Annotated in this window: 11 protein-coding genes; 3 read left to right on the top strand and 8 right to left on the bottom strand. The window is 37.4% G+C overall.

What is annotated here, in order from left to right:
- The first annotated feature begins 84 nt into the window (after positions 1–84).
- Entirely contained in the window at positions 85–2,910 is a 2,826-nt protein-coding gene (locus tag OQX63_RS20455) for a S8 family peptidase (protein WP_265852663.1), read from the top strand.
- A 124-nt stretch (positions 2,911–3,034) separates the two neighbouring features.
- Here OQX63_RS20455 and OQX63_RS20450 read toward each other — a convergent pair whose 3' ends face one another.
- Both OQX63_RS20450 and OQX63_RS20445 read right to left on the bottom strand, forming a co-directional pair.
- Positions 3,035–3,490, bottom strand: coding sequence for a c-type cytochrome (locus tag OQX63_RS20450; protein WP_265852662.1), 456 nt, complete (start codon positions 3,488–3,490; stop codon positions 3,035–3,037).
- A complete protein-coding gene (locus OQX63_RS20445) occupies positions 3,456–4,250 on the bottom strand; it encodes a hypothetical protein (RefSeq protein ID WP_265852661.1) in 795 nt (264 codons plus the stop codon). Before OQX63_RS20445 ends, OQX63_RS20450 begins: the two co-directional genes overlap by 35 nt.
- 237 nt (positions 4,251–4,487) lie before the next feature.
- Here OQX63_RS20445 and OQX63_RS20440 point away from each other — a divergent pair, with 237 nt between their 5' ends.
- Positions 4,488–6,140 (top strand): M28 family metallopeptidase, encoded by a 1,653-nt coding sequence (locus OQX63_RS20440; protein WP_265852660.1) that lies wholly within the window; start codon positions 4,488–4,490, stop codon positions 6,138–6,140.
- An 83-nt stretch (positions 6,141–6,223) separates the two neighbouring features.
- Here the strand turns inward: OQX63_RS20440 and OQX63_RS20435 are convergent, their stop codons facing one another.
- The gene (locus OQX63_RS20435; RefSeq protein ID WP_265852659.1) at positions 6,224–6,826 is read right to left on the bottom strand and encodes an outer membrane beta-barrel protein; all 603 of its coding nucleotides are present in this window, start codon (positions 6,824–6,826) and stop codon (positions 6,224–6,226) included.
- A gap of 318 nt (positions 6,827–7,144) precedes the next feature.
- Positions 7,145–7,702: an NADPH-dependent FMN reductase gene (locus OQX63_RS20430; RefSeq protein WP_265852658.1), complete on the bottom strand. Its 558-nt coding sequence runs from the start codon at positions 7,700–7,702 to the stop codon at positions 7,145–7,147.
- Between the two features lie 103 nt (positions 7,703–7,805).
- Here OQX63_RS20430 and OQX63_RS20425 point away from each other — a divergent pair, with 103 nt between their 5' ends.
- Positions 7,806–9,008: an MFS transporter gene (locus OQX63_RS20425; protein ID WP_265852657.1), complete on the top strand. Its 1,203-nt coding sequence runs from the start codon at positions 7,806–7,808 to the stop codon at positions 9,006–9,008.
- Positions 9,009–9,290: 282 nt separating this feature from the next.
- Here OQX63_RS20425 and OQX63_RS20420 read toward each other — a convergent pair whose 3' ends face one another.
- The 4 genes from OQX63_RS20420 to clpB form a co-directional block, all read right to left on the bottom strand.
- Complete coding sequence (locus tag OQX63_RS20420) at positions 9,291–9,788, bottom strand: hypothetical protein (RefSeq protein ID WP_265852656.1); 498 nt, start codon at positions 9,786–9,788, stop codon at positions 9,291–9,293.
- A gap of 11 nt (positions 9,789–9,799) precedes the next feature.
- Positions 9,800–10,453 (bottom strand): hypothetical protein, encoded by a 654-nt coding sequence (locus OQX63_RS20415; RefSeq protein WP_265852655.1) that lies wholly within the window; start codon positions 10,451–10,453, stop codon positions 9,800–9,802.
- 143 nt (positions 10,454–10,596) lie between these two features.
- Positions 10,597–12,891 carry a M60 family metallopeptidase gene (locus OQX63_RS20410; RefSeq protein ID WP_265852654.1) on the bottom strand — a complete coding sequence of 765 codons (2,295 nt, stop codon included), beginning with the start codon at positions 12,889–12,891 and terminating at the stop codon, positions 10,597–10,599.
- Positions 12,892–13,054: 163 nt separating this feature from the next.
- The gene (gene clpB, locus OQX63_RS20405) at positions 13,055–15,655 is read right to left on the bottom strand and encodes an ATP-dependent chaperone ClpB (protein WP_265852653.1); all 2,601 of its coding nucleotides are present in this window, start codon (positions 15,653–15,655) and stop codon (positions 13,055–13,057) included.
- Between the last annotated feature and the right edge of the window lie 245 nt (positions 15,656–15,900).

Below are 15,900 nucleotides of genomic sequence, written 5' to 3'. Positions count from 1 at the left end.
GTTAATAATATTTGTGAATTACCTTATAAATCCTAATTTAGGGAACATATATCATGTAACCAAAATTTTATAATAAAATAATTTTTGAAAGTCAATACTGTATTTTTAGTTTTATGTTTTTGTCTGTCTGTTTTTAGTTTAAACGCACAGGTACAACCTGTTGGAATAGATAAAAAAAATGAAAAATATATTTCCAAAACGGGTAATGTTTTAAAATTAAGCGACGATCAGTCAGTTTTAGTTAGGTTTAACCGTAAGTTAACAGCAGCCGAAATTCAATTATTAAAACCTCAAAAAAGTCTTTCGGGTGATTATTTTATCGTCGAAAAATCAAATGTTTCTAACTTCTCTAACAGTATAATTTATCAGGAAAAAGCCAATGGACTTTGGAAGGTTAGTGACAGATTGATGAAAGTGCTGAGTAAAAGCAGTAAAAGAAATGATTCTATCCTGGTTAGGCTAGCCTTCAAAAATATAAATGCGTTACCAAAGGCTGTTGCAGGTTTAAAGATTAAATCAACTGATAGCATCAACCACATTTCTACTGTTTACCTATCGCCAGGTGAATTAATGTTATTGTTGGAGCTTAATGATATCTTATACGCTGATGTTTTGCCTGTTGCTAAAGAAGAAGTCGTTATTAATGGTCTCGATCTAGGCCTAAACCAGATCTCTAATGCACGAGATCTTTTTCCAGATATTGATGGTGGCGGCATAAATGTTTCTTTTAAAGAGGGGATGTATGATGCTGCAGATCTGGACTTATTGGGGAAAACCATTACCGGTGCAACTATTGGTAAAACACCAACTACCCATGCTACTATTATGGCAACTTTAGCTTTGGGCAATGGCAATTCCTTTATCCGGGGTTTGGGTGCAGCCCCAAAGGCCAAACTAGCTTATTCTGATTTCACTAACCTGATGCCAGATCTGGTTACCGATTTAAACAAGTTTCAGGTTAAGGTTCAAAATCATTCTTACGGCACCGATATCGATAATGATTATGGAATGGAAGCTGCGGCATACGATAAACAGATTTTTGAAACCGATACTTTGATCCATGTTTTTTCTGCAGGAAATAAAGGAACTTCCACGCCATCTGTAGGGTTTTATCAAGGTATAACAGCCCGCGCCAATTTAACGGGTAATTTTAAGCAGGCGAAAAATCTATTGGTGATAGGAGGGATCAACAGGGAAAATATTTCTGAAAATCTGAGCAGTAAGGGGCCTGCATATGATGGTCGCGTTAAACCTGAACTTGTTGCCCTGGGCGAAGATGGAACATCGGGTGCTGCGGCAATTACTAGTGGATCTATTGTTTTATTGGAACAATTTTATCAACAGAAATATAAGAAAGCGGCTTCTGCTTCATTAATTAAGGCAACAGTAATTAATTCTGCGGATGATTTAGGTACGCCCCAGGTTGATTTTGTTTATGGCTACGGAAAACTCAATGTAGCCCAATCTTTAAAAACTTTAGATGAAAATAGGGCATCACTTTATAAAGTTGCCAAAAATCAGGATCTGCTTATTCCTTTGACTATTCCGGCTAATGTGGCGGAAGTGAAACTAACCATCGCCTGGAACGATCCTCCCGCTGTTGTAAATGCCGCACAGAGTTTAGTTAACGGATTGGACCTAAGTCTAGAAACGCCTGCCGGGAATTTTATGCTGCCATGGGTATTAAGCAGTTTTCCTCAATTAGATTCCCTCTCCAAGCCAGCAGTACGTAAGGCAGATATGATCAATAATGTTCAGCAGGTTACGCTCGATAATCCATCTGCTGGTATTTATACTGTTCATGTGAATGGAAATAAAATCAAACAGGGAGATAACCAACCTTTCGCATTGGCTTATCTTTATACATTAAAAAACATTTTTTCCTTTATTAGTCCGGTTAAAAATGAATACTTTTTTGCCAATGAAGATAACTACATCCGCTGGGAAAATACTTATACTAGCAAAACGGGAAACCTATCTGTAAGCTATGATGAAGGTACTACATGGAAACCCATTGCCGCTGGCGTAGATTTGAGTAAAGGTTTTTACCATTGGATTCCACCAGATTTGTTTGTTAAAGCAATGATAAAAATGGAAGTTGAAGGAAATGTAATATTGAGCCAGCCGTTTGTTATTTCAAGTCCCAGGATATTAAGCGTTGGTTATTTTTGTAAAGAAGCTTTAGTGCTTAGCTGGAATCCACAGCCTGGCGCAAAAGACTATACTTTGTATAATATTGCAGATAATATCCTTTCTCCGGTTTTAACGCTTGCTGATACCCTGGTTAAGCTTGAAGCAAGCAAGATTAATAGCAAATATTTTGCTGTGGCGGCAAACGGTACAGATTTTACGGGCTTAAAAAGTTATACAATTGATTATACCCAGCAAGGAATTGCCTGTTATGTGAGAAATTTATTTGCATCGGTGGCTGATGATAATCGGGTAAGAATTGATCTGAGCATAGGCACTACTTTGGATTTAAAGAACATCATCTGGGAAAAACTGACAGGTCCAAATACTTTTAGTATTTTAGCGCAGACCAAACCCATTTCAAATCAGCTTAATTATACCGCTTTTGATGATAAACCGAAAGCCGGAATCCAATTTTATCGGGTTACTTTCGAAACGGCCAGCGGTAAGATTCAGAGCGATCTGGTATCTGTGGTTATTCTGAAAGAGAATGAATTTTCTTTTTTTCCTAATCCTGTAGCCGATTATTTAACCATTTTGAGCGGTTCATTTGAAGATTACAGTTTATCTGTTTTTAATATGTTAGGACAGAAAGTTTTTGAAGAAAAAGCTACCAGTTCGAATAGGTTTCTACTCAATGCTTTATCAACAGGGGTATATGTAGGGGTGATTAATAAAAACGGACAGCAATTGAAGAAATTTAAGCTGATTAAGAAATAATTAGAATAGATATACTTCTTTTGAGGGTTTTTATGTAGTTGACTATGTCACTAAAGTAAATTAAGATATTTTACCTAAACTTAGCTTATTTAAATCCAGTGGGGAAAATCGTAAAACTTTACGCTTATTTTTCAGGTATAGTATCTTCCGCGGTTCTTAATATGTACAAATGTGGCCGGTTATATTCTTTAATATAATGTATCAGGTTTTTACGGTCACAATCGGATAGACTATCAATTTTTTTAAGCCGTTGTTTTGTAATCGGAGCATCTTTATATAAACTAAGATTCTTTTTATGCTTAATGATGAACAAAAAATCTCTCAATTTTAAACTATCCATGTCAGAAACCTCTTTCATGGTAAATACATTGGGAGAAACTCTTTCTTCTGCTAATGTGTGGCAGCTTGTACAACTAATATCCGATCCAAGTGCATCTGCCTTTTCTTGGTCTATTTTACAGGTGTCTGTCTTGATCTTAGCCAGCGTCTCAGAACTATCATTGTTTCGATTTATACAGCTTAAGGTAAGTAAGACCAGTAATAGATTACCTAAACTTAGCTTTGTTATATTTAAATCCATTGGTAGGGTTGTTTAAAAATTTGCGTAAATTCTCTGCTGTATTTAAAGTTGGGCTAGCGTATTGACCATTAGACATATCAACCAAATTTGCCATTAAATATTTATTCATTATAAATAGTTCATTCAATGAGACAGCATTATTGTGTGTCCCTGCAACTTCGCCCATCAAACTTTTCTTGCTTGAGGTTCCCTTGATATGACCTAACCCTAAAGTATGAAAAAATTCATGTGTACTGATGTTTGGGTATTTACACCAGTCGTTATATACAACTGTAGCTGGGCCACCTTTTCCATCAGTTAATCCACTTGTATTTAAATTGTCAGTTTTAAAACCGATCCGATCTACAACTGCCAAAACAAAATCATTACCTGATAATTGGCTTAACCGGCTAATTTTTTCGAGCTTTACAATGTAATTAATTCTATACCTAACATTGTATAATGCCTGAGTGTTTTTGTTAAATTTGTTGGCCTTAGTATCATAATTAGATAAATACCTATCATACTCCATAGTTTCTCCCCTAAGTTTATTTGCAATATTGGACTGTGTAGCAGCTATTAAACTATGTAATTTCGGCACTCCAGTAGTGGTTAAATCAAATACTTTAATGGTTAGGGTTACATCGCCAGTTACCAGGAGTTCGGGCATTTTGCCAGGTGCATGTCTAAGCTGTATCCTTAAGCCATTGCAGGTAATGCCACCAGAAAGTTTTTTGCCCTGGGCTAAAGCAACTTTTGCAAATAATTGGTTGAGAGTCATTTTGTTGCAGGTTAGTGTATAGGCATGTTGTGCGAAATATAAATTTTAAATCGCTAAAATAATGTAGAATGATTTTGCTTTAAATGGAATAATATCTACTAAATATACATTAATATATAGATAATACTACAGACTTATAGTTGATAAATGCCAGTTGTTTAACCAGGTTGCATCCTTTTAGCAATTTCTTCGTATTTTTCAGCAAATGTGATTAATGATTTGAAAAAATCCTTTAAAATGAAAAAAATCCTACTAATTTCAAGCTGTACACTTCTTTTCTTTGGCGCTTGTAAACAAGCGACCAAAGGTACCAATACTGGTGCCGATTCTTTAGCTATAAAAGCCATTAATGATTCTAGTTTAACCCAATATTTATCTGTTATTGCTGCTGATAGTTTAGAGGGAAGAAAACCCTTTACCAATGGCGCAACCAAAACCATTAATTACCTCAAAACTCAGTTCGGGAAACTAGGCCTACAGCCAGGCAATGGAAATAGTTTTTTCCAGGAGGTGCCGATGGTAGAAATTAAATCTGTACCTGAAGATAAAATGGTATTTAAAGGAAAAACTGCTTCGCTAACATTAAGTTATTTAACTGATTTTGTGGCTGGTACCCGCCGCGTACAGGATGAAGTAAGCATGAGTAACTCGCCACTTGTGTTTGCAGGTTATGGCATCGTAGCTCCGGAATTTGGCTGGAACGATTATGCAAATCTTAATGTAAAGGGAAAAACGGTGGTGGTGTTGATTAATGATCCTGGTTTTGCAGATTCTACTTTGTTTAAGGGTAAAAATATGACTTACTACGGCAGATGGACTTATAAATTTGAAGAAGCTGCCCGTCAGGGAGCCACAGGAATTATTATTGTTCACGATACCGAGCCAGCGGCTTATCCGTGGACAGTTGTTCGAAGCGGTTGGTCGAAATCTAAACTTACCCTGCAAAGTGAAGATAATGGAATGAGCAGGGCTGTAGTGGAAGGTTGGATTACGCTAGATAAGGCGAAGCAACTATTTGCATTGGATGGAAAATCATTCGATCAATTGGCTTTAAGTGCCCGCAAAAAAGGTTTTAAGGCTGTTGATTTAAATATTACCACCTCATTAAAGGTTAAAAATACCATCAAGAAATCAGTTACTTATAATGTGCTGGCTCAAATACCTGGCGATAAACGTAAAGATGAAGCAATTATATACTCGGCACACTGGGATCATTTGGGTATAGGTGAGAAAGTACAGGGCGATTCTATTTATAATGGAGCGGTTGATAATGCAACAGGTGTAGCAGCTTTATTCGAAATTGCTTCGGCATTTAAAAAATTGCCTAAAGCTCCGGGGCGTACCATTTTGTTTATTTCTTATACAGCAGAAGAGCAAGGTCTTTTAGGATCTGAGTATTATGCCAAACATCCTGTTTTTCCATTGGATAAAACTGTTGCGAACATCAATATGGATATGATGGGCATCGCGGGTAAAACAAAAGACATTGTGGTATATGGCTTTGGCCAGTCAGAACTGGAAGATTATGCAGCGGAAGCAGCTAAAAAGCAAGGGAGGGTTATTGTCCCGGATCCTGTTCCATCATCTGGTTTGTACTACCGATCTGATCATTTTAATTTGGCCAAGGTTGGTGTACCCTCATTGTTTACAGGTTCGGGGGTTGATAACATTAAAAATGGTAGGGAATGGGGATTAAAACAGGTGGCTGATTTTACCAAATTCCGTTACCATTCGCCACAGGATAATTTCGATGCCAAAACCTGGGATTTATCGGGTATTGTAGAAGATGTTCGGATGCTTTTTGATATGGGGTACCAGATCAGTAATGAAGCTTCATATCCGAAATGGAAAAATGGATCGGAATTTAAATCCATCCGTGAAAAGAAATAAAAACAAAAAGCGTCCTGATTCAACATCGGGACGCTCTTCGAAAAAAAAGTCATTTTATTAAATTTTCCCTAAGGGAGAATGAATTAAAAGTAGAACTGTACACCTAATCTTGGTGCGAAAGTATCAGCATTTAAACCAAAAGTATTTGTTTTTAATTTAGCGCCAGTTCCTTCAGCTTTAACAGTATAGTTGTCATAGCTTAAACCTTTAACCGAAAGTTCGATACCGATTTTCTTAGTTGGGAAGAAAGCAAAACCTGGAGCAAGTTCTACGCCGATATTGGTAGTAGTACCAACTTTAACTGCGTTATCGCCGTTAGCATCAGTCGTTTTTAATTCACCAAAAGCCAATGGCACTGATAATTGTCCGAAGAATTTAAATTGATCTGATAAACCAACATAGTAACGGCCAAAAGGAGCAACTTTAAATGCACCTTTCTCAGTTCTGCTGCTTACTGTTTTATCGTATTCGTAACCAACACCTGTACCAATTGCAAAGTTGTTTCCAACAAAATAGCCAACACTAGGTAATACACTGAAGCTGAAATCAGCTTTCGGAGCGCCATCTACTTTAGTAGAATTTACACCAACATTACCACCTAACATAAAATTTCCTTTTTCAGTTTGTGCTTGTGCACCATAAACTAAACCAGCTACTGCTACTAGAGATAATAATAATTTTTTCATCGCTTTATTATTTATTTGTTATAAAAATATAGTCAATTTTTACTATTTTAATTTCTGACTATATTTGGCTAAAAGTCAACACTTGTGCCAAAAATCATCCTTAACGTCATTAAAAAAACAGTTTTTGGTTAACTTATTAGCTTACAAACAGATGTGAATTTAGTATTAATTCATTATTATTTTCGTGTGACAAAAAATCAATCGATTGATTAATTTTTAGGGCATGACAAATTGACAATCTGACTTTTTTTGTATAAATGTCAGATTTTAGGATACCAGAAATGGCAGTTTTTTAGAAAAACCTTATCACTTTTTTGATTAAACCTTACAGGCAGAAATAAGGTTTTCTATTTTCTTTTGGATAATAGAGATTGTTTTTTCGTCATTTAAATTTCCATCCGCATCGAATTTATTTTGCGCCTGTGCGATTAAAACTTCCGGCTGTAAAACCGGGTTCATATTTAAAAAGGTAAAAACAGGTAAAAATGCCATTTGCATCCTAACTGTTCCCCACATACCTTGGGTAGCACCCATTACCGCAACAGGTTTATGCATCAAAGGCGAATCTTTGCCGCGGCTGGCCCAGTCAATGGCATTTTTCAAACCACCTGGAATAGAATAGTTATATTCAGGCGAGGCGATAATAAAAGCATCGGCATCGGCCAGGGACTCCCTAAACTTCGTTACGCTTGCTGGTCGTTCTTCGGTTTCTGGTAAATCATGATCTGCATTATAAACGGGGATGTCATCATAGGCCACAATTTCAAATTCGATACCTTCAGGGATCAATCCGCCGGCCACTTTAAGTAACATCGCATTATAAGATCCTTTTCTTAGGCTTCCACATAAACCAACAATTTTTCTGTTCTTTTCCATAGCTATTAAACCAGCACATTATCAAAATGTTTGGTTTTTGCAAGGACAATCGGTGTAGTTTAAAAATTTATAATCACTATTTTTGGCCTTTAAGCTATTCGTTATGACTGAAAATACATCTACCACTTCCATTATTGAAAAAACCGTTTTTCCGATCCTTTTTGCTTTAAGTTTTTCGCATTTATTAAATGACACCATACAATCATTAATTCCTGCAATTTACCCGATCATTAAAACGAGTTATCATTTAAGTTTTTCGCAGATCGGGCTAATTACTTTAACTTTTCAGTTAGCTGCATCGCTGTTACAGCCTTTTGTGGGTTTATATACGGATAAAAAGCCTCAACCATATTCATTGGCCGTTGGGATGGGTTTTACCCTGATCGGTTTAGTTTCGCTTTCTCAATCCAGCCATTTTTACACCATATTAATTTCAGTTTCTTTTATAGGCATTGGTTCATCTGTATTTCATCCTGAAGCCTCAAGGATGGCACACGCTGCATCTGGAGGGAAGAGGGGATTGGCACAATCTGTTTTTCAGTTGGGTGGTAATGCCGGTAGCGCTTTAGGTCCGCTATTGGCCGCTTGGATTATTGTTCCGTATGGGCAGTTCAGTGTGGTCTGGTTTTCGGTTATTGCCCTTTTAGCAATTGTAATTCTCACTTATGTTGGTAATTGGTATAAGGCATTTATGCTTTCGAGAAGTAAAAAGATCAACATTCAAACCGTTGTGAATCAATTTTCCAGAGGGAAAGTGATCTTTTCGGTGTGTATTTTACTCTTGTTAATTTTCTCTAAATATTTCTACATGGCGAGTTTAACCAATTATTTCACCTTTTATCTGATCGATAAATTTAAGGTTTCGGTACAAACCTCTCAGATTTATTTATTTGTTTTCTTGTTCTCTGTAGCTGCCGGAACTTTATTGGGCGGACCTATAGGCGATAAAATAGGGCGTAAGTATGTAATCTGGGCATCTATATTGGGTACCGCTCCATTTGCTTTATTACTTCCGCATGCCAATTTGTTTTGGATCGGTGTTCTTATTGTTCCTATCGGGATGATTTTAGCCTCTGCTTTTTCTGCAATACTGGTTTATGCACAGGAATTGATTCCCGGAAAAGTAGGTTTGGTTGCCGGTTTATTCTTTGGCTTTGCCTTTGGTATGGGCGGCATCGGATCGGCCTTATTGGGTAAATTAGCCGATTCTACCAGTATCGAATACGTTTTTAACGTTTGTGCATTCCTCCCTTTAATTGGTTTGTTAACGGGTTTCTTACCTAACATAGAAACGAAGAAGAAATAGAAAAAGAGGCTGGTAAAATATATGATTGTTATCCTCGGGAAAATTTACGTTAAGGGTATCTGAGAAAAATCGTCATTGCGAGAAGGCTTCTTAGCCGACGAAGCAATCTCACGGCAAGAAGCGCTACTAGCAATCGCATTAAGATTGCTTCGTGCCTCGCAATGACGAAATCCTTTATATTTAATGTTTAAATTAAGTCTATGGAATGGATATATGGTGTTTTAGCTAATTCATATACTTTTGCTTCGTACCAAACATTAAGTTCCAATTGGCTTTATTAAACTATTGGCAGTTGAGTCTTTCTATAAAATAATACGTGTCCAGTGCATCATCCGATGTGCGGTCCTCGGTGTCATTAATGATTGATTTTATCTTACCATCACTTTTTTGAGATCCCATGTTATTGTACTCAAATTTGATATTACCAATCGATTTAATTTTTCCATCTTCAGATTTGAAAACGGAATTGTAATATTCAATTTTAATATCACCAATAGATTTTATTTTTCCGTTTTCAGAAGGGAATACGCTGTTATAATATTCTACTCTTTTATCGCCGATTGTTTTTACTTTTCCATCTTCAGATTTTAAAACGGAATTATAATATTCGATTATGGTACCATTTATAGATTTGATTTTACCGTCTTCAGAAGGAAAAACACTGCTGTAATATTCTATTTTGCCACGAAAGCGTTGTGCACTTGCCTGAATGGATAAACTTAAAAGAAATAATAAGCTTACACCTGTCAGGCTAAAGCTTTTGATGGAAATATTTTTCATTTTATCGAATGTTAAAAGTGATAATTAAAAGTAAATGTTGGTGTGAAATTTTGCAGGGCGAGCTTCAGGTTATTGGTTTTATGGTAGTTGTAAAGCGATTCTTCAGCATAGTAATTTTGATGGAAGAAAGAGACAACAGGTACTGAAAACTCCAGCGCCGCATGTTTGGATATGAAATAACTAAAACCAGGACTGATGCTTGCACCCCATCCCTTGATTCTCGCATCAGTGCGGATCAGGTAACCTTCATCGTCGATGCGGTTAAAGGTATTTACCTGTAAAAGCAGGTTGGCTTGCATAAAAAACTTAAAACGATCTTTAACGTCGATGTATTTGCGTAAGAAAGGCGATAAACCAAAGCTGAATTCCTTTACCCCAAACTGTTCTTCGTAATAACCATATTCTTCATTCCATGCAGTATAACTTTCACCCCTGAGTTTGGAAAGATTTAAAGGGATTTCTAAGCCTATGGCCAAATTATTAGCCAAGAAATAGCCTCCACGGGGTGTGGCAGTAAAAGTGTTTAAGCTTGGTGAAGAGTTGTTTTGTTTGGAGGTTCCAAAGCTCATGCTAATACCAGCGAAGCCGGTTCCTTTTTCAGTTTGGGCATAGCTACGCCAACTGACGGCGCATAGCAGCGCCATGATGATTAATTCAGGTTTCATTTTATTTGTGTTTTTGTGTGTAATCAATAATAATCATTATTGAAACAAAAAGCAAGAAAATGAACTGTTGTGTTAGTTGATTTTAAATAAAAAATCCCATAGAAATAGTTTCTACGGGATTTTAAAATTTCACAATGGCCGAACTATTGAGGTAGGTAAGCAACAAACTCTTGGGGAATCCAGGTTTTATACTTTTTGGCTACAGCTTTTGCTTTTTCGCTGACCGGTATTTTCCATATTTCGAAAAACGACGATAAATTGGCATTGGTCGTTTTGCAGATGGTTGTATACCAGAGATCGATCCGTTGTTGGTTACTCAGCGGATGGTCGTAGTATTTTCTAGGATCCATTTCACGGTATATTTTATTGGCTTTGATAATAGACTCCCAGCCAAACTGTTCAATAATCTGGGTATACATGCATAAAGCGGTAAAGGGGCTCTTTCCCCATTTTTCAAAAGTAGGCTGGTTTTGAAGATAATTATGGATTTTCTCCTTTACTTTATCTCTACTTTCCATTCCATCGTGATTATATAGGCCCTTTTTTAATACTTTATCGTATACATACATGGTATAAAGGTTAGTGGTTACTTCACCAACTTCATCCATATCAAGACCCCAAAATTGATGGCGATGGCCTAACTCGTGGAAATGGCCCCAACTTCCTTTTGCTTTCAGTATTTTTTCGTTTAGCATTAATTCGCAACTTTCATCGTCTGGCGCCACAATTTTATCCCAAACCGTGAACATATAACCATAAGCAACCTGATTATCGATGATTATCCTTTCGGGATGCGTTCTGGCGCGACTAATAATGGATAAATCTGCATCTGCATCCATTATTTGGTCCCATAATTTTAATAACGACTCAGGATTTTCTAAGTTTTTAATCCGGTAGGAAGGAACGGTAAGAATAATGTTATTGGTAGCAAGTTCTGCCCATGGTGCAGGGTTATTTTTGATCGTTTCCCATTCGGCAAGGATATTCTTTCCTAACTTGTAATAAGGTGCTTTAACCACGCCACTTGCTGTAATATTAATAGATTTAAGTGTAGAACTATCTGGAATTCTGATGTATAGCAGTCCGCCATAAGGCGAAAAAACTGTTGTAGTATCTTTATCAAGTTCGAATGATCTTGTTAAATCAAAACCGGTCCTTACCAGATTATCCAAGTGTTTTAAATCGTCGTTATGGATCCCGATTTGAGCTTTTAAATATTGGTTTCTGTATTTAGGATCGACCACAATACTGACTTTCTCACCTGCTGGTACGTAAACCCCGGTACTATGCAGCCTGAAATAATCCGGATAGGGATCAGCTAACCCCTGTGAACCAACTTTCACATCTATATTAATTTGCTCAACAGTTCGTTTTGCGTTTTGAGGCACTCTGCCTGGAAAAACCTTACTTTCTGGATAAACAAAATCTGTTGCTTTATCTACATTATGGATTTTGTCAAAAAGATATTTTGAAAATTTATAACCTGCTTTTTTTGCTGGTGTGGAAATATCAAGTGGATTTTTGAGCGTTGGAACAGCTAATGTATCACTAATCACTAAAATGGATTTTAACTTTTTAATAATTTGACTGGTATCAGCATTGTTTGAAAAGGTAACTTCAAAATTTGGCTCTATTCCATAAGCATATTCTGTTGGATCCATTGCTGTAAAAGCAGGGTTTGCCAACTGTTTAAAGATAGCTTTCACACTAAGATAAAAAGGAACATCTTTTAAATTCAAGGTATCGTTAATGTGATTTGCCTGAATTAAAGTATAAGCATTAAATATCCCTGCCTTGCTGAGTAAACTGTTTATTTTAACCAGGTCGTTGAGGTAGGACTTGGTGCGGCCTCGATGTTTAAAAATACCCGGATAAGGGGAGCCATAAATGAGTTGACCGCCATCCCTTATATATTTTTCGATTTTTTGTTGTGCAGTTGTATTCTTAACATCTTCTGTTAAAAAATATAAACTTGTATTGGGCTGAAATTTGGCGTTTTCAGCAATATAGACTCTCGCTTTATTGGCTTTTAAGAAACTAATTAAGGCAGGATCTGCAGATTTGGTTACAGCTACTTTAAGTTTTTTAGGATGAGTGCCTGCATTTTCGAGTATGTTTTTTAATAATTTTTGAACATTTTGATCACCCAATAATTTGCTTTCAAAATACTCAGATGAGCCTATGGCAAAAATCTGTCCTTTGCCCAGGGTACTTGTCATCATTATCGTTGCTAAAACATCTACCTGTGGGGCAAGCAAATGTGTTGCTATGATATGAGGTTCTTCATTAGTGCTAAAGAAAGCAGAAACAAATTTGCCCGTATCAGGCATAGGTAAGTTATTAATGCCCTTTAAAAGTGCCGGTTTTTGAAATTTTTGAGCGAAACTTTGGGTAGTAACGCATGCTAAAACAAGAAGCAGAGCGGTTTTTAGATTCATTTTCAGGTGGTTATATCTGCAATTTTAAACATCTAAAATCATTGCTACAAACACTTTATGTTAAAAAACGCTAAATAAATCAGGTTTTCAGTTCAACAGATATGGTTGGTAACAAAAAAAGTCCCGTCCAGATAAACACTGAACGGGACTCAATTGCTGTATTTTAATCTGCCTTTTGGTTCAGGAACACAAAATTATGATCGAACATGTCCAACTTAATTTTGCTGTCTTTATCGATCTTTCCTGCCAGTATCTCTTTCGATAGCTCGTTTAAGATTCTTTTTTGGATGACCCTTTTTAATGGTCTTGCACCAAACTGCGGATCGTAACCCAATTGTGCCAGCCAATCTAAAGCTTCGTCACTGGCGTCCATCTCTATACCCATTTCGGCCAATGTTTGCTGTACATGTTTAAACTGTAAACTTACAATATTTCTGATTTCGCTTCGGTTTAACGGCGTAAACATAATCAGTTCATCAATCCTGTTCAAAAACTCCGGACGGATAGTCTGTTTTAATACCTCAAACAATTCGTTTTTGGTTTTCGCAATTACCTCCTCGCGGTTATCGTCGCTTAAATCTTTAAAGTTATCCTGAATTAAATGCGCACCAATGTTCGAAGTCATAATGATAATGGTGTTTTTAAAATTTACCGTTCTGCCTTTATTATCGGTTAAACGCCCATCATCCAATACCTGTAGTAGAATGTTAAATACATCCGGATGTGCTTTTTCGATCTCATCAAGCAATACCACGGAGTAAGGTTTACGTCTAACGGCCTCGGTTAGCTGTCCACCTTCATCATAACCGACATAGCCCGGAGGCGCTCCGATTAAACGAGACACGGCATGGCGCTCTTGGTATTCACTCATATCAATACGGGTAAGTGCATTTTCATCATTGAATAAAAATTCGGCCAGGGCTTTAGCAAGCTCCGTTTTACCCACACCGGTAGTACCTAAAAAGATAAAAGAGCCAATAGGTTTGCGTTTATCCTGCAAGCCTGCACGCGAGCGGCGGATGGCATCCGAAATGGCTTCAATTGCTTCGTCCTGACCGGCCACGCGCTGGTGCAGCTCGTCTTCTAAATGAAGCAGTTTTTCACGCTCACTGGCAATCAGCTTTGTAACCGGAATACCTGTCCAACGGCCAACTACACCTGCAATATCATCAGCAGTAACCTCTTCTTTTAACATGCGGCTATCTGTTTGCTGGCTTTCTAGATCGGCTTTAAGTTTTTCAACTTTATCCTGTGCTTCCTTGATTTTTCCATAACGGATTTCGGCAACCTTGCCATAATCTCCGGCACGTTCTGCCTGTTCGGCCTCTAATTTATAATGTTCAATTTGCTCTAATTCGTTATTTACAGCATCTACCAGGTCTTTTTCACCTTGCCACTTCGCTTTAAATTCATCACGCTCTGCAGATAGGTTAGCAATTTCTTCTGAAAGGTCTGCAACTTTTCTGTCGTCTTTCTCACGTTTAATCGCTTCGCGTTCTATTTCTAAACGCATAATTTCACGGTCTAAAGCATCAACATGTTCAGGCACACTGTCCATTTCCATGCGCAGTTTAGATGCAGCTTCATCCATTAAATCGATGGCTTTATCCGGTAAGAAACGGTCTGAAATGTACCGCTGGCTCATTTCTACAGCCGCAATAATGGCTTCATCTTTAATTCTTACTTTATGGTGGGTTTCGTAACGTTCTTTTAAGCCGCGGAGGATAGAAATGGCATCCTGGGTATCAGGTTCTTCAACCATAACCTTTTGGAAACGACGCTCCAGGGCTTTATCCTTTTCTAAATATTTCTGGTACTCATCCAAAGTGGTTGCACCAATGGCACGCAACTCTCCACGGGCCAGGGCAGGTTTTAAAATATTCGCCGCATCCATTGCGCCTTCACCACCACCGGCACCTACCAAAGTGTGGATCTCGTCGATAAAGAGAATAATGTCGCCATCGCTCTGGGTAACTTCTTTAACTACAGCTTTTAAGCGTTCTTCGAACTCACCTTTGTATTTTGCACCGGCAATAAGCGAACCCATATCAAGAGAATAAACCACTTTGCTTTTCAGATTCTCAGGCACATCACCTTTAATAATTCTGAAGGCAATTCCCTCTGCAATGGCTGTTTTACCCACACCTGGTTCACCAATTAAAATGGGGTTGTTTTTGGTTCTTCGCGATAAAATCTGGATCACACGACGGATTTCTTCATCACGACCGATTACCGGATCCAGTTTTCCGCTCTCAGCATACTCGTTTAAATTCCGGGCATACTTGCTCAAAGCCTGGTAAGTGGCTTCGGCATTCTGATCGGTTACCCGGTTATCACCACGTAATTCTACAATGGCTTTTTTAAGGTCTTTCTCGTTAACACCTTGTTCTTTTAATAACTTCGAAGTGCTGTCGTTAACAGCTAATATGCCTAATAACAAGTGTTCTACAGATACAAACTCATCTTTAAACTCTTTTAAAAAAGTTTGTGCTTTTTGTAAAACGTTATTGGCATTAGATGACAGATATACATTGCTTCCACTCACTTTCGGGAACTTGGCAATCTCTGCATCCAGATTTTGATTTAATACGTTTAGGTTAACGTTCAGTTTCTTTAAAACATAAGAAACCACGTTTTCATCAACAGTAAGCAAACCTTTAAGCAGGTGTGCCGTTTCAATAGCCTGTTGCTGGTTGCCTTGGGCTATTTCAGAAGCCTGTTGAACTGCTTCCTGGGCTTTTATGGTAAAATTGTTGAAGTTCATATTTCCTTTTAGTTCAAAACAAATGCCATATCTATTTTGATTTTACAATCGGAAATTTTGTCGGTAAGATTTTATTTTTAATGACTAAATTGCTGATTTTTAGTCTTTTATGCTGAAATTTTGTCGTGTTTTCGCTTACTGTCATTCTGAGCGCAGTGAAGAATTTTTAATGGATTGGTTTGTAGTGAGAATTGCCAACTGCCAATTGATTTGGGCGTTACCCTAATCCCGATGAAAAATCGGGA

The sequence above is a fragment of the Pedobacter sp. PF22-3 genome (genome assembly GCF_026239555.1).
Lineage (GTDB): Bacteria > Bacteroidota > Bacteroidia > Sphingobacteriales > Sphingobacteriaceae > Pedobacter.
The sequence above is the reverse complement of the archived record's forward strand: the minus strand, read 5'-3'. Positions and strand labels throughout refer to the sequence as shown.